22 protein-coding genes are annotated in these 19894 nt (G+C 70.1%); all 22 read right to left on the bottom strand.

From position 1 onward, the window contains the following. Positions 1 to 58 precede the first annotated feature (58 nt). Positions 59 to 535 carry a hypothetical protein gene (locus ACK59X_RS16655; RefSeq protein WP_409958925.1) on the bottom strand — a complete coding sequence of 159 codons (477 nt, stop codon included), beginning with the start codon at positions 533 to 535 and terminating at the stop codon, positions 59 to 61. Between the two features lie 21 nt (positions 536 to 556). Then, positions 557 to 1753, bottom strand: coding sequence for a beta-ketoacyl-ACP synthase (locus tag ACK59X_RS16650; protein WP_409958923.1), 1197 nt, complete (start codon positions 1751 to 1753; stop codon positions 557 to 559). Further along, a complete protein-coding gene (locus ACK59X_RS16645; RefSeq protein ID WP_409958921.1) occupies positions 1753 to 2337 on the bottom strand; it encodes a DUF3261 domain-containing protein in 585 nt (194 codons plus the stop codon). Before ACK59X_RS16645 ends, ACK59X_RS16650 begins: the two co-directional genes overlap by 1 nt. Further along, the gene (locus ACK59X_RS16640; protein WP_409958919.1) at positions 2334 to 3608 is read right to left on the bottom strand and encodes an NAD(P)/FAD-dependent oxidoreductase; all 1275 of its coding nucleotides are present in this window, start codon (positions 3606 to 3608) and stop codon (positions 2334 to 2336) included. Before ACK59X_RS16640 ends, ACK59X_RS16645 begins: the two co-directional genes overlap by 4 nt. Continuing rightward, positions 3608 to 5959: an MMPL family transporter gene (locus tag ACK59X_RS16635; protein WP_409958917.1), complete on the bottom strand. Its 2352-nt coding sequence runs from the start codon at positions 5957 to 5959 to the stop codon at positions 3608 to 3610. The genes ACK59X_RS16640 and ACK59X_RS16635 overlap by 1 nt, the downstream gene beginning before the upstream one ends. Continuing rightward, on the bottom strand, positions 5956 to 6594 hold the full coding sequence (locus ACK59X_RS16630; protein ID WP_409958915.1) for a LolA family protein: 639 nt from the start codon (positions 6592 to 6594) through the stop codon (positions 5956 to 5958). The genes ACK59X_RS16635 and ACK59X_RS16630 overlap by 4 nt, the downstream gene beginning before the upstream one ends. After that, the gene (locus tag ACK59X_RS16625) at positions 6591 to 7031 is read right to left on the bottom strand and encodes an acyl-CoA thioesterase (RefSeq protein WP_409958913.1); all 441 of its coding nucleotides are present in this window, start codon (positions 7029 to 7031) and stop codon (positions 6591 to 6593) included. Before ACK59X_RS16625 ends, ACK59X_RS16630 begins: the two co-directional genes overlap by 4 nt. Positions 7032 to 7076: 45 nt before the next feature. After that, complete coding sequence (locus ACK59X_RS16620) at positions 7077 to 8072, bottom strand: acyltransferase (protein WP_409958911.1); 996 nt, start codon at positions 8070 to 8072, stop codon at positions 7077 to 7079. Then, positions 8069 to 8842 (bottom strand): glycosyltransferase family 2 protein, encoded by a 774-nt coding sequence (locus ACK59X_RS16615; RefSeq protein ID WP_409958909.1) that lies wholly within the window; start codon positions 8840 to 8842, stop codon positions 8069 to 8071. The genes ACK59X_RS16620 and ACK59X_RS16615 overlap by 4 nt, the downstream gene beginning before the upstream one ends. Further along, on the bottom strand, positions 8839 to 10566 hold the full coding sequence (locus tag ACK59X_RS16610) for an AMP-binding protein (protein WP_409958907.1): 1728 nt from the start codon (positions 10564 to 10566) through the stop codon (positions 8839 to 8841). The genes ACK59X_RS16615 and ACK59X_RS16610 overlap by 4 nt, the downstream gene beginning before the upstream one ends. Before the next feature lie 62 nt (positions 10567 to 10628). After that, positions 10629 to 11180 (bottom strand): hypothetical protein, encoded by a 552-nt coding sequence (locus ACK59X_RS16605; RefSeq protein WP_409958905.1) that lies wholly within the window; start codon positions 11178 to 11180, stop codon positions 10629 to 10631. Positions 11181 to 11215: 35 nt separating this feature from the next. Further along, positions 11216 to 11479, bottom strand: coding sequence for an acyl carrier protein (locus ACK59X_RS16600; RefSeq protein ID WP_409958903.1), 264 nt, complete (start codon positions 11477 to 11479; stop codon positions 11216 to 11218). Positions 11480 to 11508: 29 nt separating this feature from the next. After that, on the bottom strand, positions 11509 to 11769 hold the full coding sequence (locus ACK59X_RS16595) for a phosphopantetheine-binding protein (protein WP_409958902.1): 261 nt from the start codon (positions 11767 to 11769) through the stop codon (positions 11509 to 11511). After that, a complete protein-coding gene (locus ACK59X_RS16590; protein ID WP_409958900.1) occupies positions 11756 to 12532 on the bottom strand; it encodes a lysophospholipid acyltransferase family protein in 777 nt (258 codons plus the stop codon). The genes ACK59X_RS16595 and ACK59X_RS16590 overlap by 14 nt, the downstream gene beginning before the upstream one ends. Then, complete coding sequence (locus ACK59X_RS16585; protein WP_409958898.1) at positions 12525 to 13352, bottom strand: beta-ketoacyl synthase chain length factor; 828 nt, start codon at positions 13350 to 13352, stop codon at positions 12525 to 12527. The genes ACK59X_RS16590 and ACK59X_RS16585 overlap by 8 nt, the downstream gene beginning before the upstream one ends. Positions 13353 to 13587: 235 nt before the next feature. Then, positions 13588 to 13896, bottom strand: a complete 309-nt coding sequence (locus ACK59X_RS16580) for a hypothetical protein (protein WP_409958896.1) — start codon at positions 13894 to 13896, stop codon at positions 13588 to 13590. Between the two features lie 5 nt (positions 13897 to 13901). Beyond that, positions 13902 to 14345 carry a hypothetical protein gene (locus tag ACK59X_RS16575; RefSeq protein ID WP_409958894.1) on the bottom strand — a complete coding sequence of 148 codons (444 nt, stop codon included), beginning with the start codon at positions 14343 to 14345 and terminating at the stop codon, positions 13902 to 13904. Between the two features lie 26 nt (positions 14346 to 14371). Then, the gene (locus ACK59X_RS16570) at positions 14372 to 16420 is read right to left on the bottom strand and encodes a hypothetical protein (RefSeq protein WP_409958892.1); all 2049 of its coding nucleotides are present in this window, start codon (positions 16418 to 16420) and stop codon (positions 14372 to 14374) included. Then, on the bottom strand, positions 16417 to 17115 hold the full coding sequence (locus ACK59X_RS16565) for a hypothetical protein (protein ID WP_409958890.1): 699 nt from the start codon (positions 17113 to 17115) through the stop codon (positions 16417 to 16419). Before ACK59X_RS16565 ends, ACK59X_RS16570 begins: the two co-directional genes overlap by 4 nt. An 18-nt stretch (positions 17116 to 17133) precedes the next feature. Next, positions 17134 to 17475, bottom strand: coding sequence for a hypothetical protein (locus tag ACK59X_RS16560; protein WP_409958888.1), 342 nt, complete (start codon positions 17473 to 17475; stop codon positions 17134 to 17136). Positions 17476 to 17544: 69 nt separating this feature from the next. After that, positions 17545 to 18537 (bottom strand): N4-gp56 family major capsid protein, encoded by a 993-nt coding sequence (locus ACK59X_RS16555; RefSeq protein ID WP_184862000.1) that lies wholly within the window; start codon positions 18535 to 18537, stop codon positions 17545 to 17547. Positions 18538 to 18634: 97 nt separating this feature from the next. Beyond that, positions 18635 to 19714, bottom strand: coding sequence for a hypothetical protein (locus tag ACK59X_RS16550; RefSeq protein ID WP_409958886.1), 1080 nt, complete (start codon positions 19712 to 19714; stop codon positions 18635 to 18637). Between the last annotated feature and the right edge of the window lie 180 nt (positions 19715 to 19894).

Here is a 19894-nt window from a genome sequence, read left to right as displayed (position 1 = left end):
TCTCGCTGTCGGTTGCCTGTTGTGTGTTGTTCTGTTTCTGCCCGCCCGGCGCGCCCGGTCACGCGCCCGTGCCGGCGGATGGGGAAATATAGGCGCTGCCGTCCTCTGGCTCAAAGACGGAAATGCGCGCACATGCCAATTCCTTCTCATCCGCGCCATGGATGCGGCAGTCGAACATGCCCAGTCCGTTGTCGCCCATCATGTCGCAGTCCACGCGGATCCGGAGCACTGCGCCCGGGGCGAAGAAGGCCTGGGTGGTCTCGTACCTGCGCGACCCCAGCAGAAAGCCGATCTTCACCGCCTGGCACTTGCGCAGCGCGTTCCAGCCAGCCCAGGCGGCCACGGTCTGCGCCATGTACTCCATGCCCACCCAGGAGGGCATGCCGGCATCGTGCAGGAACAGGCCGCCGCGCGGTACCGTGACCTCGGCCACGGCGCTGTCCACGTCGGCGGCCAGCAGCCGGTCCAGCAGCAGCATGGCGCCGCGGTGCGGCACATAGTTCTCTACGGGTAACAGTTCGGTGGTGGTGCTCATCGATCGGTGTGTCGTCAGTCCTCAGGCGGCCTCGAACAGCAGGCTGCTGTTGCTGCCGCCAAAGGCAAAGGAATTGCTCAGCACGGCCCGGGCCGCGCGCGACAGCCGCGTGCCCGGTGCCACGGCGGCCAGGGCCGGCATGGCGGGGTCGGCCACCCCGTCCCACCAGTGCACGGGCAGCACGCCCTCGGGATTGTCGTGCAGCACATGCCAGGCCACGGCGGCCTCCAGCGCACCGGCCGCAGCCAGGGCGTGGCCGGTGAGCGGCTTGGTGGAGCTTACAGCGACCTCGCTGCCCAGCACATTCTGCACGGCGCGGCTTTCCATGGCATCGTTGTGCGGCGTGGCCGTGCCGTGCAGGTTGACGTAGTCAACAGCCGCGGGCTGCATGCCGGCGCGCGCGAGCGCCTGCTGCATGGCCGCTGCCGCGCCCTGGCCCGTGGGGTCGGGCGCGGACATGTGGTGCGCGTCCTGCGACTCGCCCCAGCCCGCCAGACGCACCGGGCCGGCCTCGCGGCTCAGCACGAAGAAGGCCGCCGCCTCGCCCAGGTTGATGCCCCGGCGGTTCGCAGACAGCGGGTTGCAGCGCTGGTCGGACACGGCCTCCAGCGCGCTGAAGCCGCCCACGGTGAAGCGCGCCAGCGCATCCACGCCGCCGGCCAGCACCGCATCGGCCATGCCCGACTGCAGCAGCCGCGCGGCCGAGGCCAGGGCCTTGGCGCCCGAGGAGCAGGCGGTGGAAATGGTGTGGGCAGGCCCGCGGATACCGAGCTGCTGCGCCAGGAACTGGGCCACGTTGCCCATCTCCTGCACGGCATAGGCAAAGCCGGGCGGAAAGTCGCCCTCAAGCAGCAGGTGGCGCGCGGCCATCTCGCCTTCTTCGATGCCGCCCGTGCTGGTGCCCACCACCAGCGCCACACGCGTGGGGCCGTGTCGCGCAATGGCCTGCGCCACATCGCCCTGCAGCGCCTGCACGGCACCCCAGGCCAGCGCGTTGTTGCGCGATCGCTGGTGCACGGGCGCAAAGTCCAGCGCGGGCAGCACGGCATGCGCCGGCAGGCAGCCCAGGGGCAGCACACGGCCGGGGGAATAGCGCTCGGTCCACTGCAGGGTGGCGGGGTCGGTGGCGGTAAACAGCTGCGCGCGCATGGAGGGCGCATCCAGCCCCAGCGCGCTGTGGGCCGAGGCGGCGTTCAGGTAGACATGCGGGCGTGCCATCACGAAGGCTCCTGCGCCGGGGCGCACAGTCGGGAGCCCCCGGGCGATTCGACGCGCAAGGTGAAGGGCCCCTCTGGGTAGACGATCTCGACGGCCGAGCTGCCGACGAACTGCACGCGCACCTGCTCCTGGCCGTTGCGCAGCAGGCGCCGCCCGGTGGAGGATGCCTCCACACTCCAGGGCGGCTGCACGGCGCGCTGCACGGCGCGCGCGGGCCAGAAGGCCAGCTGCAGATCGCTGAGCACCTGCTCGGGCGTGAGCTGCGCGGGCCACTGGCGCGAGAGGTCTTTGTCCCACTGCCAGCCGTCCCACACCATGCGGCCCACGCCCTGCCCCACCACGAAGAAGGCCAGGCGCACGGCCTCGGCATCCACCTCGAGCAGGGCATCGAGCTGCTGCGCCGGCCGGCCGGGCAGCTGTACCGTGATGCGCTGCTGCACCGCCACCTCGCAGCGCAGGGCGGCGGGCGCCAGGGCCAGCGGCGGCGTGCGCGCGGCCTGTGGCGCGCCCAGGGAGGCACAGCCTGCCAGCAGCGCCAGCGCCGACACGGTGGCCGCCCGGTGGCCTGCCTTGGCGAACCTCATGCGGGCGTGCCCCTCGGTTGCGGCGGCTGCTGCCTGCGGCACAGCTCGGCCAGCACCTGCAGGCGGCGCTGCGGCTCGGCCACATAGGGGTTCTTCGCGTCCCAGGCATAGCCGGCCAGGATGGAGGCAATCATGCGGCGGATCTCGGGGTTGCTGTGCCGGTCGTGGAAAACCACGTCCTGGAAGCTGCCGTCGTACCAGCCCTGCACGAAGGCGCGGAAGGTGTTGACCCCGGCCTGCAGCGGCGCGGCGTAGTCCTGCTGCCAGTCCACCGCCTCGCCGCGCCAGGCACGATCAATGCAGCGCGCGGCCAGACTGGCCGACATGACGGCAATGGTCACGCCGCTTGAGAACACCGGGTCCAGGAACTCGCCCGCATTGCCCAGCAGCGCATAGCCCGGGCCCCACAGCGAGGTGACGTTGGCCGCATAGCCGGTGATGGAGCGGCCCGGCGTGTCCCACACGGCGTTGCGCAGCACGTGGGCCAGGCTGGGCGTCTCGGCGATGATGGCGCGCAGGCGCTCGACCTCGGTGCCCTGGTAGCGCGCCAGGAACTCGGGCGTGGCCACCACGCCCTGCGAGCAACGGCCGTTGGAGAATGGGATGGTCCAGAACCAGACCTCGTGGTGCGCCGGGTGCACCGAGATCAGGATCTTGCCGCGGTCCATGTCGCCATGGGCGATGCCGTCCCCTATGTGCGTGAACAGCGCACCCCGCACAGGGAAGTCCGACGGGCGCTCCAGTTGCAGCAGGCGCGGCAGGATGCGCGCGAAGCCGCTGGCGTCAAGCAGAAAGCGTGCGCGCACGGTGTACTCCTCGCCTTCGGGCGAGGTGACCGACACCTCGGGCTGCTCGCCCGACACATCCACTGCCGTCACGGTGTGGCGGTAGCGCACCTCGGCACCGGCCTTGGCGGCGGCGTCGGCCAGCACCTTGTCGAAATCGCCGCGCTGCACCTGGTAGGTGGTGCCCCAGCCGGGCGAGAACTTGTCGCGGAAGTCGAACTCCGTGCGCAAATCGCCCTTGGCAAAGGCAGCGCCGTTCTTGTACTGGAAGCCCGCCTCCACCACGTCCTGCAGCATGCCGGCCTCCTCGATGCAGGCCATGCTCTGGGGCAGCAGGCTTTCGCCGATGGAAAAGCGCGGAAACGTCTCCTTCTCCAGCACCAGCACCTGGCGGCCCTGCTTGCGCAGCAGGCCGGCGGCCACGGCGCCCGAGGGGCCTGCGCCCACGATCAATACCTCGGTCTGTTCGATGCGGCGTTGTGCCATCAATGTTCCTTGTTCCCGGTGGTGCTGCGAAACAGCGGCGCCCGCACCAGCACCAGCGGCAGGCCCAGCATGAGTGTGAGGCCAAAGGCCTTGAGCGCGGGCGTGGCCGACAGGCCCAGCAGCCCGAAGGACAGCCAGGTGCTGCCCGCACCGATGACCACGGCCAGCCATGCATGGGGGTCGTCCTCGTGCTCCTGCAGGAAGATGCCGTAGTCGATGCCCACGCCCAGCAGCAGCATGAGCGCCAGCACGTTGAACAGCTGCCAGGGCGCGCCGGTGGCCGTGAGCACGGCCACCACCACCAGGCTGGCCAGCACGGTAGGCATCCAGGCGCGCCAGGCCTTGCGGCCAAAGCGCAGCCACAGGGCGGCCAGCACCAGCGCATGGCCCAGCAGCAGCAGCTCGGTCATGGAGATGCGGTAGCGCTGCAGCAGGGCCGAGATCTCGGCCGGCTTGTCCACCCAGGCCACGCCCTCCAGGCCCTGGGCCGCGCCGGCCAGTGCGGGCAGCGACTGCAGGTCGGCCACGCCGCGCAGCATGACCAGGCTGCGGTAGTGGCCCTCGCGCTCGCCCAGCCACAAAGGGCGCGCGGCGGTCGCAATCGGCTGCGCAAGCCAGGCCTGCACGGTGAGCGGTGCGGGTGCCGGCGTGGCGGCCCGGGCAAAGCTTTCGCCCAGCGCGGCGTTCACGCCCTGGTAGACGGCATCCTGCGCGCGCGCCACCAGCTCGCCATCGCTGTCCTGGCGCCGGGCCGAGGGCACCCAGTCGGATACCGCGCTGTAGCCCGCCAGCAGCTGGCGCGCGACCAGGGCATCGAGCTTGTCCTTGAGCTCTTCCTCGCGCTGCAGCACCTGCTCGGGCGTGTCGCCCTGCACCAGGTAGAACTGGGCGGGGCTGGGCAGGCCCAGCATCTCGCCCACCAGGCGCTGCTGGGCCACCAGGGCAGGCGAGCCGTTCTGCAGCTGGCGCACATCGTCCTGTGCGCGCAGGCCACCCAGCAGCCACAGCGCCAGCGCCATGGCCGCACACACGGCCAGCGAGCCGGGCAACGCCTGGCGCCAGCGCGGCCAGGCCATCAGGGTCCGGCCGATGCGCCGGGCCACGCGGCTTTCGGGCATGCGGCCCCGGTCCAGCCAGGGGAACCAGCAGACCACGGTGAGCATGGCGGCCGTCAGCCCCACCACCGAGAACACCGCCATCTGGCGCAGGCCCGGAAAGGCCGCAGCCCCGAGCGCCAGGTAGGCGATGGCGCTGGTGCCCAAGGCCAGCCACAGCGCCGGCATGAGCCCGCGCATCAGCCCGTGTGGGCTGTGCCCGGGGGCGCCCTGGCGGCTGGCGAAGTAGTGGATGCCATAGTCTTCGGCCACGCCCACCAGGCTGGCGCCGAACACCAGGGTCAAGAGGTGCATCTGCCCGAAGAGCAGCGCCGTGACCGACAGCGCCACCGCGCAGCCCACCAGCAGCGACACCCCCACCAGCGCCACAGGCCGCAGCGAGCGAAAGGCCAGCCAGGCCAGCAGCAGCACACCGGCGAGCGAGCCCCAGCCGATGGTGTTGATCTCCCAGTTGGCCTGCACGGCAGCGGCCTCGGCATGCAGAGGTACGCCGGCCGTGACCATGCGGACGCCGGGCCATTGGGCGCGCACCTGGGCCAGCGCGGCCTGCAAGGCGCCATCAAGCACCGGCTCGCCCGACAGGCGGAAGGCCGAGCCCTCCAGCGTGTACTGCAGCACGGCCCACTGCAGGCCATCGGCCGCCACCCACAGCTCGCCATCGCGCGGGCGGGCCTGGCTTTGCGCGCCGCGCGCGGCCCACCACTGGGTCCACAGGCCCAGCGGGTCGTCCACCCAGTCGGACAGGCGGGCCTGCACGGCGGGCTGGTACAGGTCCTGCAGGGCCTTTTGCACCAGGGCGGCGTCGGGCGTGCCCGCCAGCATGGCGCGCTGTTGCGGGGTGAGCAGGCGCTCGCGCCAGGGCTGGTAGAAGCCCAGCGCGGCGTCCATGGAGGTCTTTTGCGCCACCGCATCCTCGCGCAGGCGCGCGCCGGCGCCGCTGGCCAGCGACTGGCGCAGCACCTGCACGGCAGCGCGCGCGTCGGCCCACTCGGCCGCGCCGAGCAGCACCACCACCTGGCGCGACATCTGGCCCACCAGTTGCTCGGTGGCCAGGGCCACGTCGGGGGCCTGCTCGTTCACGGGCAGCAGGGCCATCACGTCGGTGTCGATGCCGTCGTGCTTCCAGAACTGCCATTGGTGCACACCCACGGCCAGCACCGCCAGCAGCCAGGCCAGCGCGGCTGCACGCCACAACCAGCCGGGAGCGGCGTCCTGCGCGGGGGAGTGCACGCTCATTCGAACTGCGCCGCGTCCTGCGGGCGCAGGGCGTTCTCGGCCACGGGCGCGAGGATGCGGATCACGCTGGCGTCGCCGCGCGCCTCCTGCAGCTTCACCTCCTGCACGAACTGGTTGCCCTGCAGGTCCACGGCGGCCAGCCACTGGGCCAGCGTGGGGTCGCGCGGAACCAGATGCAGCGACCAGCCCTTGGCCGCCACCTGCCCCGTCACCTCGAAGTGCTGGGCGAGATCGGCCAGGTTGGCCGACATCACGGCGAACAGCATGGCGTTGACGGTGCGCAGCACGGGCTCGTCCTGCGCGCGCATCTGGGTGGTGAGCTTGCCGGCGCTGCCGCGCGACTGAAGGCTGTCGGGCCGCACCACCAGAGTCGATTCGAAAGGTTTGAGCACATGCCAGACAATGCCCTTGCCGCGCGCCACGATGAAATCGCCGCTGGAGCGCAGCGGCTGCTTGAAGCCCTTGACGGTTTTCAGCTGCTCGAACCCGCCGCGCACCACGGGGGCATCCTTCACTTGCTGGCGCACCTGGGCCAGCAGCTCCTGCGCCGTGGGCTCCGCCGCATGGGCCGGCAATTGCAACGCCAGCGCGCCCAGGGCCAGCACAGCAGCCCGCAGCCACAGAGTGATTCTCATGGTGCCACCCCCAGCCGCTCCCACAGCACGGGCGGGCAGACAAAGCACATGGCACGCGTCTGCATGTCCACCGCCACCTGGATGGTGTGGGCGCTGTTGACCTTCTGGCCCGTGGCGGCATCGGTGATGAGGTAGTCGATTCGCAGGCGGTTCTCCCACTCGGTGATGGTGGCGCGCACCTTGAGCACCTGGCCGAAGGTGGCCGGGCGCACGTACTTCAGGCGCATGTCCACCACGGGCCAGCCGTAGCCCGACTCGCGCATGCGCGGGTAGTCGTAGTCGAACCTGCCGAGCAGCGCGCTGCGCGCCAGCTCGAGAAAGCGCACATAGTGGCCGTGGTAGACGATCTCCATCACGTCGATGTCGTAGAACGCGGGCGTGATCTCGATCTCGTGGGTCAGCCGCTCGCGCGAGGCCAGTTCTTTCTCAGTGGACATGCGCGGGCCTCCAGGCGGGCGTGGTGGCGGGGAAGTGAGTCATGCTCATGCAATGTGGGCAGGGCGCGCGGGCGCGCCCTGCTCCCAAAAGGGGAAGAAGTTGAACCAGTCGCAGGGCGACCTGCGCAGCATGCGTTCAAGCTGTTGTGCGAACAGGCCAGCGTACCCGGCCATGGCCTCGTCGCGCCGGCCACGCGGCAGCAGCACGCGCTCGGCCAGCGGCACGAACTCCACGGCATAGCCGGCACCCTCGTGCACGCAGCCCATGAAGAACAGCGGGCATTCGAGCACCGAGGCCAGGATGTAGGGCCCGCAGGGAAACGGTGCCTGGTGGCCAAGGAAAGGGGCGTGCGTGATGCGGCTTTCGCGCACGGGCACGCGGTCACCGGCAATGGCAATGAGCTCGCCGCGCGCCACACGCTCGGCCAGCAGCATGGCGGTGGCGGCGTTGAATTCGGTCACCTGCAGCAGCTGCACGCCGCTGTCTGGGGCCAGGCGCTGCAGTACGCGGTTGAAGCGCTCGGCGTGTGCCGTGTGCACGAGGATGTTCAGGCGCAGGCCCGTGCGCCGTTCGGCCAGGGCCCGGCACAGCTCGATGCAGCCCATGTGCGCGGTGACCACCACGGCGCCCTGGCCGGTGTGCGCCAGCGCGTCCAGGCGCTCGCGCCCGGTGACGGCCACGCTCTCGAAGCGGTAGCGCCCGGTCAGGGCCAGGAGCTTGTCCAGGATCACCTCGGCAAACATGCGAAAGTGCCGCTGGCTCTGGCGCCAGCCCGGTGTGGTGGGCCACAGCCCATGGGCGGCCTGCATGCGCTGCAGGTACTGCAGCGAGGCGCGGCGCGCCACCGGGCTCACCAGCCAGTAGTAGGCGACGACGGGGTACAGGCACAGCCGGAACGGCCAGCGCCCCAGGAACCGGTGCACCTGGTAGAGCAGCCACATGCCGGCGACGAAGGTGTTCTCGCCCAGCTGCGCCCAGTGCGGGGCGGCGGGTGCGGCTGCAGCAGCTTCGGCCTGCGGCTTGGGCGCGGAGGCCGTCATGCCGCCTGCCCTGCCCCGCGCCGGCCCAGGAGCTTGCGCGCCAGCAGCAGCGGGCTGCGCAGCAGCATGCCGCCGAACAGGCGCGTGTGCATGCCCGAGATCAGCACGTTGTCGCGCCACACGCGAAAGTGCGACAGCCCGTCCTGCGGGTAGGTGACGGCCGTGCGCTGGGTGATGAAGGGCACGCCCTTCCAGTGCATGCGCACGAGGATCTCGGTGTCGAACTCCATGTGCTTGCCGATGCGCGCGCCGTCCATCACGGCGATGGCCTCGCGCAGCGGGTAGACGCGAAAGCCGCACATCGAGTCCTCGATGTCCAGCGACAAGGTGTTGATCCACACCCACACGTGGGTGGCGTAGCGGCCGTACAGGCGCGCCTTGGGCACGCTGGCGTCGTAGCGCGGCGCGCCGCAGACCATGGCCCCGGGCTGGGCCCGCGCCAGCGCGATGAAGGCAGGGATATCGGCCACGGCGTGCTGGCCGTCCGCATCGATCTGCAGGGCGTGGGTGTGGCCCGCTGCCAGCGCATGGCGCATGCCGGTCATCACGGCGCCGCCCTTGCCCTGGTTCTGCGCCAGGCGCAGCAGTGTGACCTGGCTGCCGTGCTGCACCGCCAGCGCATCGAGCACGGCAGCACAGCCGGGCTCGGAGCCGTCGTCCACCAGCATGCAGTGCAGGCCCGCGGCCAGCACGCCCTGCACCATGGCGCCGATGGTGGTGGGGTGGTTGTAGACCGGGATGATGGCGACGGGGTTGAACGCGGTCGTCATGCGGCCTCTCCCCCCCGCACCAGGCGGCCGCTGGCGTGCGGCCCGCGGCCGGAGGTCAGCGCGAACTGCAGCTGGCCCTTGTCGGGCACCCATTGCAACTGCACCTGCACGCGGGTACCGGGCAGGATGGGCTGCTGGAACTTGACCACCTCGGCACGCAAAAATGCGGCCGGGATGCCGAAGGCCTGCTGACCCAGCGTGACCACCCAGTGCAGCTGCGCCACGCCGGGCACGATGGGCGCGCCAGGGAAGTGGCCGTCCAGCACGCGCAGGCCGGGGTCGACCAGCAGGGTGGCCGTGGCCTGGTGTTCGCTGCGCTCGGTCCACTCAGGCGCGGGCATGAGCGGGCGGAACAGGTCCAGCAGGTCGTGCTGCGTGGTCTTGCCCTGCGCGTTCTGCGGCAGCGCGGCCACATAGCGCCAGCTGCGCGGCAGGGCCACGCGGTCCACCACGGGTTCGAGCAGGGTACGCAGCGCGGCGCCCATCTGCTTGCGGCCCTGCTGCTGAAGTGCCTGCCAACCGGCGCCGTTGAGCGCCAGCACCATGCCCACGCGTGCGGCGGCGGGCGACGCTTGCAGCACCACGGCCCGGGCCGCGGCCACCCAGCCGCTGGCCAGCAGCGCGTTTTCCATGGCGGTCAGCGAGATGCGCTTTTCGGCGATCTTGGCAATGCGGTCGGCCCGGCCCTGCAGCACGAAGCCGGCACCGCCATCGCCACCGTCTTGCGGCAGGGCGCGGTCGGCCGTCTCCCACCAGGCCTCGGCATCGGGCAGGTGGCCCGAGCGCACCGACAGGCAGCCGCTGTCGGCCAGGCGCACCTGCACGCCCGGCAGGGGTTGCCAGGCATCGCCCTGCTCCGCACGGCGGCGCCAGGCGATGCCGCCGGTTTCGGAGCTGCCGAAGACCTCGGTGGGGGAATGGCCGAGCAAGGCCAGCGCATGCGCCGAGGCCTCGGGCGGCAGCGGGCCGCCCGACGAGAAGATGCCGCGCAGGCCCTGCGACGCGGCCGCCCAGCCAAGCTGCTCCGGCAAGCGGCCGAGCCTGGCGGGGCTGGAGATGAGCAGCGTGGGCCCGGGCTGCGAGAGCTGGGCCACCAGTTCCTCGGGGTAGCGCGCGAACTCCATGCCCAGCAGCCGCCCTGCGGCCAGCGGCCACAGCACGCGGAACAGCAGGCCGTAGATGTGCTGGTGCGACACGGTGGCCAGCGTGCGCAGGCCCGGCGCATCCCGGGCCAGGGGGCCGAACACGGCCTGCAGCGCATGCACCTCGGCATCGAGCTGCGACAGGTGCTTGGCAATGCGCTCGGGCACGCCCGTGGAGCCCGAGGTGAACAGCACCACCTGCGCCGCACGCAACGACAGGGGCTGCAGCACCACCGCCAGGGCGCCGGACTCGTCGGGCTGGATGGCACCGGGCAGTTGGCCTGCACAGGCCTGCACCTGGGGCAGCAGATGCGCCAGGGTGTGGGGCTGCAGGTCGCTGGCCAGCACCGGGGTCTTGCCCGCATGCCAGGCGCCCCACAGGGCTGCGGCAAAGGCCAGCGGGTCGTCGAAATACAGGCCCACCTCGGTGCCCTGCACCTGCCGGAAGGCTGCGCACCAGGCCTGCACGCTGCGCACCCAGTCGGCATGCGTCACGGTGCGCCCGCCGGTGGCTGCAACCCCGTGCGCGGCGGCACGGGCCTGCGGCAGGGCCACGTCGGACAATGCGGAGAAAGTAGTCACCTTGCTCGATTCCTGGATTCTTGGAGTTGTTGGAACAGGGAAAGCAGTTTCTTGGGCCGGGCTCAGGCCATGGCGCCGCGGCGTTTCACCCACTGGCGCACGCACCATTCACCCCCCATGAGGCAGCCCATCAGCACATAGGCGATGAGCCCGTTGTACAGCGCCCAGGTGGCATTGCTGCTGAAGGCGGCGGTATAGGCCGCGGCAGCGCCGTTGGCCACGAAGAACGCGCACCACACGGCGGTGACCTTGCGGGTGTAGCGCACGCCGGACGGGGGCAGGTCCGGCGCGGTCAGCCGGGCCAGGCGCTCGATCACCGTGGGCGGGTAGCGCAGGCTCACCGCGAACACCACCAGCAGCACGGCGTTGACCAACACCGGATAGAGCTTGACGGCCAGCGCATCGCCCTGCCACCAGGCGGCCAGGGCCAGCACCGCTGCGCCCGAGGCCACGGCCCACCAGAAGCGCTGGCGCGTGACCACGGCGCGCGCCATGGCCAGCAGCACCAGCAGCACGGCCAGCCACTGCGGCGCCACGTGGCCCATGGCCAGGTACACGCCCAGCGGGTACAGCACCGTCAGCACCACCAGCACGGCGGTCACAAGCTTGTGCATGGCGGGCATGCTTGCGTGCTTGCAGCCGGCCCCGCTCAGGCCGTGGAGGCGGAAGCGTCGTTCACCAGCCGGTGCAGTGCGTCGACCACGTCCTGCACAGTGCGCACGGACTTGAAGGCGTCGGCGTTCAGGCGCTTGCCCACCCAGGGCTTGAGCTGCACGATCAGGTCCACGGCATCGATGCTGTCGATGTCCAGGTCGTCGTACAGGCGGGCCTCGGGCGTGATGCGCGCAGCGTCGATTTCAAACGTCTCCTGCAGGATGGCGGCGATGCGTTCGTAAATGGCTTCTTTGTTCATGTCAGGTTTTCCGTGAATGCCGCCCGCCTTCAGTGCGTGCGGCTGGCGGCCACGAAGGCGGCCAGCGCCTGCACGCTGCCAAAGTGCTTGCGCGTCTGCTCCGAGTCGGCCGACATGCTCAGGCCATAGCGCTTTTGCAAGGCCAGGCCGAGCTCCAGCGCGTCGATGGAATCCAGGCCCAGGCCCTCGACGAACAGCGGTGCGGCGGGATCGATGTCGTCTGGCGCGATGTCTTCCAGCGCCAGGCTGGAGATGATGATTTCCTTGATTTCTTGCTCAAGTTGAAGCACAGGCAGGTCCCTTGAAAAGTTGTACGGACAGGTGCTCGGTCACATGGCGCGCAGCCAGGGAATCGCTGGCAGCCGAGTCACAGAATTCTTCCACCGCGATGTCGGGCCGCACCTCGATGGTGACGTGCGGCTTGCGCACGGGCACCCTCCACCAGGGCGTGCCCTTGCTCAGCATGGGCAGGCTGCTGTGGATGTGCACGGGCGTGATGTCGATGCGGCCCTTCACCGCCACGTGGGCCGCGCCGCGCTGCAGCTTGGCGTTGCCGTGCAGCGGCGTGCGCGTGCCCTCGGGGAAGATGATGAGGTTGTTGCCGTCCCTGAGCGAGCGCACGCAGTCCTCCAGCAGGCCAGCGCCATCGCCGTTGGTGATGAAGCCCGCCGCGCGGATGGGGCCGCGCGTGAAGGGGTTGCGCGACAGCGCCTCCTTGACGATGCAGTCCGCATGGCGCACGAAGGAGATCAGGAACACCACATCGATCAGCGAGGGGTGGTTGGCCAGGATCAGAAGGCCTCGGCGCTGCAGGCGCTCGCGGCCATGCACCTCGTAGGAGATCACGCCCACGAAGTTCATGAGGCCCACGAACCAGCGAAAGCAGTGGTGGATGATGGTCTGGCACAGCTGCTGCTGGCGCGCGGCCCCGCGCACGAAGAGCATGACCACGGGGCACACCACGATGCCCAGCACGATACCGCCCAGGCCGAACACGGAAAAGCAGAAACCCGTGGCCACGATGCGCCAGGCCCGGTTGATCGCTTCACGCATGTACACGCTCCCACATCCATTGGCCCGTTGCATGGCCATGCACCAGGCTCTGGCGCTCGCCCTGCAGCAGAAAATGCAGCGCATCGAGCCCATGCGGCAGGCCGGAAGGCGCGCCGCCCTCCGAATGCGGCAGGCCGGAAGGCACGCCGACCTCCGAATGCGGCAGGCCGGAAGGCGCGCCTTGCTCCGCAGCCGGGCCCTCACCGTCGACTGCGTGCAGCGCAAAGCCTGCTTCGCCGGCCTGCAGGGGCGCAAGGCGCACGGCCCAGGCGTACTGCGCGGCGGGCTCGTCGTGGAAGGCTGCGTAGTCGGTCCGCAGGGGTTCGTCGTAGCAGACCAGCAGCACCTCGGCGGGCGCCTGGGCATCGCTCAGCAGGCCGACGGCCTCGACGATGCCGGCCTCGGGCGCGCAGTGCGAGGACGCCACGCAGACCGCGTTGGCGCGCATGCCGCGCAGGATGGAGTGCTGGGCGCCCACGGCGTTGTGCACCGACAGGCCGAAGGCCGTGGGCGACAGGGGTTCATCCTGCGCCTGCGAGCGCAGCAGGCCCAGGGCCTTGTCGGCATCGCCATAGCGCGAGGCCCAGACAACCGGAATGTCGGCACCCTCTTCGGGCGGCAGCACGCTGTCGGCCACGGAGACGGCCATCTTGGCCAGGTGGCCCAGGCGGCGCCGCGCCATGGCCGGCACACGGGGCAGCTCGACCGCCGTGTCCCCCACGGGGCACACCGGTGCGTCTGCCCACTGCAGCCATTGCTCCTGACTTTGCAGGCCTGGTGCTATCGCAGCCCACGCCCGAACGGCGAACGCAGCGCGCACGGCCCTCTCCCGAATGCATTGATGGATTGAACGCGCGCAATGTACGCGCAATGCAATTATCTCAGAAAGACCCTTTGCAGCGGCAGTTTTACCGTTACAAAAATACACAAATACCCACCCTGATGCGGGTTGCGCGTGCTGGCGCAACGGTTTAAGGCCCGGCCCCCACCCGTTCGGGTGGGACCGAGGTGCCGTTGCATAGAGGCGACAGCGCCCGCAGCCCGGCGGGTGCCGCCTATTCCTCGAAGCCGAAGCCCACGGCCGATACCCCGGCCGCGCTGGCCCGGGCCACCAAGTACTGGCCCGGCCCGACCACAATGGCCGTGCGCTCCAGCACGCCCGAGGGCGGCAGGTACACGTCGTACTCGATCCACTCCGCATCGGTGGGCGTGGCCGCAGCCGCCAGGGCCACGCGGGCCAGCACGGCCCAGGTGTTGCGGTTGACCAGCGACAGCGTGAGTGTGGCAGTCTGCGTGGCGGGCTGGTAGAGGGTGGTGGCCGTGGCCGCAGCCAGGTCCAGTGCAAAAAGGCGTCCGTTGGCCATGTCGATCAAGCTCCTGAAAGATAGAAAACCTTGCTGCGCGATTGCACCGGCGCCCACTGGTGCACGCCCTGGACCACGAACAGCGCCAGCGGCCGGGCCTGCACCGGTGCCACGGGCAGGCCAATGGTCTCGCCGGCCCGGGCGCTGACCCATGCCTGCACCCAGTTCGTGCTGGCCAGGGCCTGGCTGTTGTCGCCCGGGGGCAACGGCGTGTTGGCGGTGACGGCGCCAGCCACCGTGAGGTTGCCGGCCATGGACTGATCGCCCGTGAAGGCGTTGCCGCCGGCGAGGTTGGCCTTGGTTGCCAGGCCGGCATCGGTCTGCCCGGCCTTGGTGGCCACGCCGTCGAAACCCAGCTCGATGCGCTGGAATTCGTCCTTGAGGACCTGCTCGTCCACCCGCTGGCCGGGCAGCGGGTTGAAGACGCGGTGGTAGTAGGTATTGGCCATGGGGCTGCTGTTCCTTTGTGGGAGGGTTACCGGTCCAGGCGCCGGGGCGTGTACACGATGGACACGCTTTGCAGGGTGTGGGGCAGCTCGTCGCGCGCGCTGCTCACGATGTTCAGGCTGAGGTCGGTGCCCACGCCGTCCAGGCGCACCTTGGAGAGCACGTTGGCCGGCACGCTGTAGTAGCTCTGGCCATAGTTGCTCACGCTGTAATAGGCGCCGCCGGCGCTCTGCAGCACTGGCACCACGTCGGTCAGGCCCACATCGGGCTTGCCCAGGCTGTACTCGCCCTGCACCAGCAGGCGGCAGGCGCTGCGGTTCTTGCTTTCCAGGTCGGCGCGCCGAAAGCGCTTTTTCTCCATCGGGCTCCGGGCGTGGTTGAAGGCCAGGCGCATATAGGCCTGGATCGGGGCGCCGTCGAAGCTGCGGCCACGGTCGGCCTCATAGACGAAACCATCGTCGCTGCCGAAGAAGTTGCGGTGCTCACCGCCCACCACGGCATCGCAGGTGCAGCGCACGCTGCGGCCGTAGTCGATGGGCATGAAGGCCAGCGCGCTGCCGCCGTCCTGCGTGGGGATGGGCGTCACGCTCAGGCTCTCGCCCGTAGCGAAGAAAAGGCGCATGCGCTTGTCGGCGCGGTTGACCACCGAGGCCGTGACCTGCCGCGCCTTGAGCAGGCGCTGGATGCGCGAGGACAGCGGCAGCCGCTCGAAGTTGCCGAAGGCCTGTGTGGCGCTGACTACCGCCACGCCCAGCGTATCGAACACCAGCACGCGGCCCAGGTTCTGCACGCTGCCGCGCTGCGCGCCCACGTCGTCGGCAAAGTTCACGAAGCGCCAGTCGGCACTGCTGCTGCCGTACAGCACCCAGGTGCGCTCGGCCGCAAACACCATGAGCGCGCCGCCCTCGGCGTCGGACGGCAGTACCTGGAAGCCGGTGACCACGTCGCCGGCTGCAATCTCGGCCGCGCCCACCACGGCGGACCAGCGGTACGGATCGCCCACGGCGCTGTGCTGTACCGAGCCCTCGAAGCTGAAGAACAGGTGGTTCTTGTGCGCCACGCAGTGCACGGGCTTGTCCACCGCCATGCCGGTGGCCAGCGGCACCAGCAGCTCGCCATCGAACTCAAAGCCGCGGTTCACGCCATCGGCGCCGTAGATGCGCTGCTGGCCTGCCCGGCCGTTGAAGTTGTAGACCACGGCATCAAGCCGACCACCGGGCAGTTGGGTGATGGCCGCCTCGGCCCCGCCGGCCACGGCTGTCACACCGGCCGTGAAGGCCCCCGCGGTGAACGCCCCGCCCGAAGGCGCGCTGATGATGAAGCGCCCCTTGGCCGTGCCGGCCTGCCAGGTCCCCGACTCCACCACCACGCGCTTGACGATGGCGGACACCGCGCCCTTGGTGATGTTGGCCCCCACCGCGGGCTCGGCCCCGCTGCCACCGCTGAAGGCCAGCTCGTGGTGGTGGAACACCGGCGCCCAGCCGGTGGCAGCGCTCTTGTAGACGCTGCAGGCGGTGGCAGCCAGGTTGTCGCGCCAGGCGTAGACGGTGCCGTTCAATACGGCGATGCCCCGGATCGGCCCCGACCCTGGCACAGCGCCAATGGCCGTGCGGTAGTGGTCGGCGGCCAGCGCCGCAAAGGCGTTGTCGTCAAAGCCATCGATGTCCGAGGCATCGCCATCGAACACACCCACGGCGCTGCCTGCCACGGTGAGTGCCTCGCCCACGGCGAACACACCCGAGAGCCGGGTCACCACCATCTGCGCCGCGGTGCGCAGCAACAGCACCACCGCCGTGGCGCCCGAGGTCGCGCCCGTCACCGTGTTCCCGACGGCAACCCCCGTGAAGGCGGTGGCGGCGCGCAGGCACTTGTAGACCGCATCGCTGGGCCGGGGCCGGCCGTCAAAGCGCTCGTAGCCGCCGATGCGCTCATAGCCCTCCAGGGCCGAGCTCTCGTAGTTGATCGCGCCCGTGACCATGCCCGGGCGCAGCGTGAGCTGCGCGGACTCGGCATCGAGCCCCCCGGACAGCGGGAAGTACTGGGTCTTGAGCGCAGGCATGCGCACTTCGCCCGTCATGCCAAAGGCCTCGCGCCAAAGCCGAGGCGTGGCAGCTGCGACTGCGCCAGCGCCGGAAAGCCCATGCTGTAGTTCTGCTCGGCACGCTGGTAGACCTCGCTGGCGGCATCGAAGCCGCCATATTCGCGCAGCGCGCGCCAGACGATCAGGGGATGGAAGCGCGCCGGCAGGGCCGGCTCGTCGGCATCGAGCACCAGGCTGGCCACGTCCTTGACATAGGCGGCCCGCACCATGTGCGCCGCATCGGGCGTGGGGCCCACCAGCAACTCGCCACCGGGCGCCATGCTCCAGTACTGCAATGCGCCCGGTGCGTGCGCTCCGGTGAGGAAACGCCGGCGAAACGCCTCGTAATCGAGCCAGGCCAGCGCATGCTCGCTCACCTGGCCATCGGCCACGCGCCAGGCGCTGGGGCGGTAGCCGTCGGCCGCGGGCTTCCAGGCCGCAAAGTCGGCCAGCGCAAAGCCCGGGGCCGCGGCCTCGGGCACCATTACCAGGGTGCCTGCGGGCACCTGGCCCAGCGCCTCGCCACGGCGGAACAACCAGGACTCGTGCGCCAACGCAATGTCGCGCCAGGCCCAGTTCACCCACTCGAACACGCGGGCATCGTCGCCACTGGCCGTGCTGGCCGAGGCCGGTGGGCCGCCGGACAAGCCGCTTTCGCGCTTGACGGCCCGGGCCAGTTGCAGGAAGTTCATGGTGTGCGCCCTCCCCGCTCAGCTCTTGCGTTGGAGGGGGAAGCGCGGCTTCTCGACCCAGCGCATCTTGTCGATGTTCTCGGGCTCCTCGGGGTCGGCTTCGCGCACCGTATAGGCCAGGCCTTCGATGTGGTCGGCCATCTCCACCGGCACGCGCACCCAGCGCTCGCGCTGGATCTGGATCTGGTAGTTGTTGAGCCCGAAGAAAGGCTGCTGCGGCTCGTGCAGTTCGCCCTTGAAGAGCTTGATCTCGCAGGTCTGGCCCGAGAAGCCATGCTGCTGCACGGCCACGTCGATGTCGGTGTCGGTGCCGGCGATGGGTTCGGCCAATGCGGCGGCCTTGACGGGTGCTTTTGCCATGGGTGTTCCTTGTTCGGTGAATGAATGAAGGGGCAGGCTGCATGCCTGCCCCGGGGTTTCAGGCAGGCGTCACGAAGACACGCCGTGCTCGATGCGGGTCATCCAGGCGTCGTTCAGGATGGCCGCCGCCGACCACATCTTGAAAGCCACGTGCCCGCGCTGGCCCATGGGGTCGCTGTCGCTGGGCTTGGGGTTGACCACGATGGGCGTAAGGCCCGAGCCCGATGCCGACAGGTTCACCGTGGCATAGGCCTCCTTGCCCACGATGACCGACTGGTACACATCCACCGCCGTGCCGCCCAGCATGCCATTGAGCGTGGCGTTGCCGGCGTTGGCCAGCGGCGCGTACAGCGTGGACGAGACGAAGCGGATGTTTTCGAACGAGCCGATCTCGTTCTCGCACAGCGGCTTGAAGGTGCCGTAGTTCTGGATGCGCGTGTAGCCGGCCGGGAAGAACGCGGGGTTCTGCAGATCCATCTCCACGTTGGGGTGCACGAAGCACACGTAGCACGGCGGAATGGGCAGCGTGCCCACGCCGTCGGTGGCGTTGAGCACGGTGGTCAGCGGCCGCGCGTCCTGCGCCTTGAGCTGGCGGATGGCGCGGCGTGCCACGTTGGCCGTCATCGTGGTGTTCACCGCGTTGCGCGCCACGCCGTTGGCATACAGCACCTGCGTGCCGGCCTTGATGGTGTTGTAGAGGATCAGCTCCTGCGTCTGGCCCGCGGTCTCGCCCAGCGAGGCGCTCAGCTCGCTGAGCACCGGGTCCTCGTGCGTGTCGGCGATCACGTCGGTGATCTGCACGCGCTGGCCATACTGCTCCAGGTTGGCCGACACGTCGGTGCTGGTGATGTTGCCCTGCACGGGCGTCACGCCCTCGGTCAGCGGCGTGGTGGTGGGCGCCAGGCGGCCATAGCGGCGCCACTTGACCACCTTGGTCTTGCCCTTGGGCACGGCCGTCACCACGGCGAACTTGGCCATGTTCAGGGAGGGCTGGGCACGCTCCAGCATCTTGTCCACCGCATAGGCGGCGGTACGGGGGGTGATGTCACCGTAAACGGTCATGTCGATTGCTCCTCATCGGGAAATTGGGGTGTGGGTGTTCCAGGCGCTGCGGGTGGCCGCAGCGCCGGGAGGGCGCACTGCCGTAGCGGGCCGTCAGTCAGCCCGCGCGGTTCAGGCGCTGGCGCCGAAAGAAATCCAGCGACGCCTCGAAGTCGTCCTCAGGCGGCAGGCCGCCCTTGGCGCCGCTGGCGCGCGAAGGCAGGCCCGCCGCCGATTGCAGCCGCGCGGCATTGGCACTCGCGCGCTGGGCGGCCGGCTGCTGGGGGTAGCGGGCAATGGGTGCGCGGCCCGCGCGGCGCAGATGGGCGTCGTAGGCGTCCATCACGGCGATGGCCTCGCCCGGGTCCTGCCCCTGGTAGAAGGCTGCCTGGATGGGCTGCGGCTGCGTGCCGATCCAGGCGCTGAAGTCGGCGCTGCGCACCACCTCCACCGCGTTCGGGTAGGTGGCCTCGAAGGTCTGCATCGCGGCTTGGTAGGCGGCGCTGCGTTGCTCCTGGGCACGCTGCTCGTGCTCGGCGCGCAGGCCGTGCAGCGGCTCGACCATGCGGGCGGCGGTCTGCTCGGCCACCGTCTCGGCCTTGGCATCCACGGCCTGCAGGGCCTGCTGTACGGCGCCCACCAGCCCCTGCAGTTCGGGGAACTGCTGCACCTTCTGGGACAGTTCGGCCAGCCGGGCAGCGGCGGCGGATCCATCAGCGGCAGCGCCCGGCGCGGCCTTGCCGCTTCCCTTGAGCTGGGCGTTCTCCTGCAGCAGGCGGTCGCGCTCGGCCCGCGCCTGGTTCAGGTAGCGGTTGAGCTGGCCCACGCGGCCCATCTCGCTGCGCGCCTTGTGCAGCTCTTCCTGCGTGCGGCGCAGCTGCTCGGCGGGGTCGGGGCGGCCATCCCTGCCGGCTTGCTGCGCAGCGGCTTGGTGCGCACGGGCCTGCGCCGCATCGGTGCCAGCAGAATCGGCGCCCACCCCCATGACTGCGGGCATGCCCCCGTCGGGGCCTGCCGGCATCGCGGCGGTTGGCGCTTGTGCATCCCCACCCGTTTCCGCACGCTCCTGGCGCAGCGCATCCAGCGCCTGCGCCATCTGGTCCTCGGCATCCATTGCGCTGGCGGCGCCCTCGCCGGGTTCCTGGCTGGCCACGAAGGTGGAGTGGTTGCTGTTGCTGCTGCTGTCGGTGGCGTTCATGGTGCGGTCTATCCTTCTTCGGCATGGCCCGTGCGGGCCAGAGGCAGTGGTGGTTGCTGACACCGGGCACATCGCCCGTGAAAGCAATGTCCGCGAAGAGGCGACCGCGCTGAAGGGGTGGCATATATGCCGCCGTTTCAAAAGCCCGCCAAGTCGAGAGGAGTGATGAAGATGGTGGCG

The sequence above is a fragment of the Acidovorax sp. genome (assembly GCF_046339755.1).
GTDB lineage: Bacteria > Pseudomonadota > Gammaproteobacteria > Burkholderiales > Burkholderiaceae_C > Acidovorax.
The sequence above is the reverse complement of the archived record's forward strand: the minus strand, read 5'-3'. Positions and strand labels throughout refer to the sequence as shown.

Bases quoted from the DNA above. Each gene is read 5' to 3' on its own strand.
- ACK59X_RS16625 (WP_409958913.1), bottom strand. From the start codon at position 7,031: ATGTCCACTGAGAAAGAACTGGCCTCGCGCGAGCGGCTGACCCACGAG.
- ACK59X_RS16620 (WP_409958911.1), bottom strand. From the start codon at position 8,072: ATGACGGCCTCCGCGCCCAAGCCGCAGGCCGAAGCTGCTGCAGCCGCA.
- ACK59X_RS16655 (WP_409958925.1), bottom strand. From the start codon at position 535: ATGAGCACCACCACCGAACTGTTACCCGTAGAGAACTATGTGCCGCAC.
- ACK59X_RS16575 (WP_409958894.1), bottom strand. From the start codon at position 14,345: ATGGCCAATACCTACTACCACCGCGTCTTCAACCCGCTGCCCGGCCAG.
- ACK59X_RS16640 (WP_409958919.1), bottom strand. From the start codon at position 3,608: ATGGCACAACGCCGCATCGAACAGACCGAGGTATTGATCGTGGGCGCA.
- ACK59X_RS16580 (WP_409958896.1), bottom strand. From the start codon at position 13,896: ATGGCCAACGGACGCCTTTTTGCACTGGACCTGGCTGCGGCCACGGCC.
- ACK59X_RS16650 (WP_409958923.1), bottom strand. From the start codon at position 1,753: ATGGCACGCCCGCATGTCTACCTGAACGCCGCCTCGGCCCACAGCGCG.
- ACK59X_RS16555 (WP_184862000.1), bottom strand. From the start codon at position 18,537: ATGACCGTTTACGGTGACATCACCCCCCGTACCGCCGCCTATGCGGTG.
- ACK59X_RS16630 (WP_409958915.1), bottom strand. From the start codon at position 6,594: ATGAGAATCACTCTGTGGCTGCGGGCTGCTGTGCTGGCCCTGGGCGCG.
- ACK59X_RS16600 (WP_409958903.1), bottom strand. From the start codon at position 11,479: ATGAACAAAGAAGCCATTTACGAACGCATCGCCGCCATCCTGCAGGAG.
- ACK59X_RS16605 (WP_409958905.1), bottom strand. From the start codon at position 11,180: ATGCACAAGCTTGTGACCGCCGTGCTGGTGGTGCTGACGGTGCTGTAC.
- ACK59X_RS16550 (WP_409958886.1), bottom strand. From the start codon at position 19,714: ATGAACGCCACCGACAGCAGCAGCAACAGCAACCACTCCACCTTCGTG.
- ACK59X_RS16645 (WP_409958921.1), bottom strand. From the start codon at position 2,337: ATGAGGTTCGCCAAGGCAGGCCACCGGGCGGCCACCGTGTCGGCGCTG.
- ACK59X_RS16635 (WP_409958917.1), bottom strand. From the start codon at position 5,959: ATGAGCGTGCACTCCCCCGCGCAGGACGCCGCTCCCGGCTGGTTGTGG.
- ACK59X_RS16615 (WP_409958909.1), bottom strand. From the start codon at position 8,842: ATGACGACCGCGTTCAACCCCGTCGCCATCATCCCGGTCTACAACCAC.
- ACK59X_RS16565 (WP_409958890.1), bottom strand. From the start codon at position 17,115: ATGAACTTCCTGCAACTGGCCCGGGCCGTCAAGCGCGAAAGCGGCTTG.
- ACK59X_RS16560 (WP_409958888.1), bottom strand. From the start codon at position 17,475: ATGGCAAAAGCACCCGTCAAGGCCGCCGCATTGGCCGAACCCATCGCC.
- ACK59X_RS16590 (WP_409958900.1), bottom strand. From the start codon at position 12,532: ATGCGTGAAGCGATCAACCGGGCCTGGCGCATCGTGGCCACGGGTTTC.
- ACK59X_RS16570 (WP_409958892.1), bottom strand. From the start codon at position 16,420: ATGACGGGCGAAGTGCGCATGCCTGCGCTCAAGACCCAGTACTTCCCG.